Origin of the sequence: Okeania sp. SIO2B9, assembly GCF_010672505.1 — a bacterium.
Classification (GTDB): domain Bacteria; phylum Cyanobacteriota; class Cyanobacteriia; order Cyanobacteriales; family Microcoleaceae; genus Okeania; species Okeania hirsuta.
In genome coordinates, this window is sequence record NZ_JAAHGK010000944.1 from 1 (window position 1) to 3,061 (window position 3,061).

Sequence of the window (3,061 nt, forward strand, 5' to 3'; positions counted from 1 at the left end):
TATAATGTAGGGATGTTCTATGAAATATCCCTGCATTATACTAACGTAAGCATTCAGCTATTAGCTGTCAGCTAGCCTCCTCCGGAGGAACTGCGGACTTCAGCAACAAGACTCTCTCATATAGGACAGTGTTTAAATTAATATAGACTTTAAGGATAAGGAAGGCAACTTTTGTAGTAAGACAATGAATAAAGCTTTGATCCTAAACTAAAAGCAATAGCTAATAGCTGATGGCTGACCGCTGAATGCTTACATACTAACTTTTACAGAGAGAAAGTTTAGGGTAGATGAGAAAAGGTTGAATCTTGCATCCTCATAAAGTATCTTTGATAACCGAATCTGGTATGACCACTCAGCTTCTCTACTGAGTCTAAATTCCTCAATACAAAGAGATAAATATTAAGTATGAAGAAAATTAAAGCCAAGAAAAATCAAAAAATTAATCAAGTAGAGAATGGTTTAGTGGCATTACAAGAATATGAACTAGAAAGTGTGGTCGGAGGATTTCTTCCTCCAGATTTAGAAGATTTAATGAATAAAAGTAAGGAGAATCCAACTTCCCCTAGTATTGAAAGTAATAGGTGGCGGAATTTAGCTTAATATTTACCGAATAATTAAAGTTTAATATAAAATCCGGATAATTAAATTTACTTCCCAAAAACAGAAATAATGCTATTAACTGAACTGTATTATTTACCGAATAATTAATAATTAATAATTAAATAATTATGGTTTAAAGCCTCCCCTTTTAAGGGGAAAAAAGCGGTTGAGGGATGGCGAGGTCCCCTCACCATATCCAATCACGGTCGTTAGCGTAGCTTCCCGTAGGGTGGGATGGCGATCTTCGGAGCGGATCTGTCAAGAGCGGGTCTCGGAGCCATATCCAATCGAATCAAGAGAAGAAAAAATTTTCCCTACTGCGTCAATCATCTTCTTTTCAAGGAGAGGTAATTATTAATTATTAACTGTTAATTATTAATTTTTGAATGTTGCCCACCACGAAGCATAAGTAATTTTTTGTCGTAGCAAAAACCATTGTAAAGCAGTTAAAATTACTCAAGTTATCAAAATTTTCAAGAAATAACCTAATGGTAATGGGTATGGAGGCCAGTCATTTTCTTGTAAAGGCACTTCAAAAATAATCACAAATGCAGCAAAAGTAACGACCCCCAAAATAGATAAACCTATAGGCAAAGCTATAATATTGGTAATTACCCATTGCCATACCAAGGGATATCAATATCTCATAAACCATGCTTGTATTCAGATGTTGGCCAAGCATAAAGTTAATATTGGGATTATTAGTTACCCTTCTTCCTTATTCCTTCGAGTTAATAAATATGACTACTTGTACAAACTGTGGACATAACAATACTATTGCCTCTCGCTTTTGCTCTAACTGTGGTGCTTTTCTAGAGGAAATAAAACCCTTTCAAACAGCATCTACGGAATTAAAACCAGGAAGTAAATTAAGAAACCGCTACATAATTATTCGTCAAATAGGTCAAGGTGGATTTGGCAAAACTTACTTAGCAGAAGACACAGGTAGATTTAAGCAAGCAGTAGTTTTAAAACAATTAACACCAGGAAACCAAGGCACTGAATTTATACAAAAAGCGGAGGAACTTTTTCACCGAGAAGCAATGATATTACATCAAATTAATCATCCTCAAATCCCCCGTTTTTGGGAATTTATTCGGGAAAATAAATGTTTGTTTTTGGTGCAAGATTTTATTGAAGGGCAAACTTATGAATCTCTGCTTAGTCAACGTCGGCGACAAGGTAAATTTTTTAGCGAAGTTGAAATAATTGACTTTATTCGTCAAATATTACCAGTTTTAAATTATCTACATAGTCGAGGAATTATTCATCGAGATATTGCTCCTGATAATATTATTTGTCGGGCAGAAGATGGGTTACCAATTTTAATTGATTTGGGTGGAGTAAAACAAATTGCTGCCGAAGTTTCTCACAAAGCTGATAGTTCCGAAAATGTTGTTTATTCTGGCACTAAATTAGGTAAATTTGGTTATGCTCCTGACGAACAAATGCGGTTAGGAATAGTTGCTCCACATAGTGATTTGTATGCTTTAGGAGTGACTTGTTTAGTATTAATGACTGGTAAACTTCCCTCAGAGTTAATTAATACAAAAACAATGCAGTGGCAATGGAGTAAAGAACTAAAATTAAGTCCGAAGTTTGATGGTATTTTAAATAGAATGTTAGCTTTTATTCCTGGCGATCGCTTCCAATCAGCGGAGGAAATATTAGTACAGCTACAACCTCCAGAACCGGAAATTATTGCACTAACTCAAATCAGTAAAACTGAGTCAAAGAATCAAAAAATAGAGACAAAAACAGCCATAGCTTCTATTCCAAAACTCGGAAATATTATTCATAGTTCAAATGACGTACCAGCAGAAATTATTGGTTGGAATTGGGGGGCATTTTTCTTGCCTGGTTTGTGGTGTTTAACTAATCATGTTTGGATAGGATTAATTGCCTGGATTGATTTAAGTTTTGTTACCTTAGGTATGGGATGGTTGCTGACAGGAATAATTTTAGGTCTTAAAGGAAATGAGTGGGCTTGGAAAAGCCGCAAATGGAAAAATGTTGCTGAATTTAGAAAGCATCAGAGAATATGGTCGATTATCTCTTTATTATTAATTTCAAGTGCCGTAATTATTGGGATTTTAGTAATTTTATTTCTGTTTGTTATTGCTGCTTTTATTGCTGGTTAGAAAGGTTGGTTTTCTCTAATAGAATTTGACTTTTAAATTAATCCTATGTATTATATAGTAGGGAATAAGGAATAGTGGGAAAAACATTTCCACTGATTCGGATAGTCATCACTCTATGTCGGTGCTCTACCTCTCTATTCCTATATAAGCTATAAGCAGTTTTTTAAAAAGACAAATAGCACTAATTATGAAAGTAAAACATCCAATTAATCTATCTAAAGCGACAACTTTTATATTTATATTGACGCTGATGATAGCCTATCAAAATTTTTCTTTAGTTGCGTGGGTATATCTATCCCTACATGGTACTTATGGAATTT

General features: G+C 34.4%; 3 protein-coding genes. 2 read left to right on the forward strand and 1 reads right to left on the reverse strand.

The window, feature by feature from the left end; all coding sequences use genetic code 11:
* Positions 1-405: 405 nt before the first annotated feature.
* Positions 406-600, forward strand: coding sequence for a hypothetical protein (locus F6K13_RS25780; protein WP_124143851.1), 195 nt, complete (start codon positions 406-408; stop codon positions 598-600).
* Between the two features lie 456 nt (positions 601-1,056).
* Here the strand turns inward: F6K13_RS25780 and F6K13_RS25785 are convergent, their stop codons facing one another.
* A complete protein-coding gene (locus F6K13_RS25785) occupies positions 1,057-1,230 on the reverse strand; it encodes a hypothetical protein (protein WP_161564384.1) in 174 nt (57 codons plus the stop codon).
* A gap of 110 nt (positions 1,231-1,340) precedes the next feature.
* Between F6K13_RS25785 and F6K13_RS25790 the strand changes: the two genes are divergently transcribed.
* Positions 1,341-2,741: a serine/threonine-protein kinase gene (locus F6K13_RS25790; protein WP_240041522.1), complete on the forward strand. Its 1,401-nt coding sequence runs from the start codon at positions 1,341-1,343 to the stop codon at positions 2,739-2,741.
* Positions 2,742-3,061 lie beyond the last annotated feature (320 nt).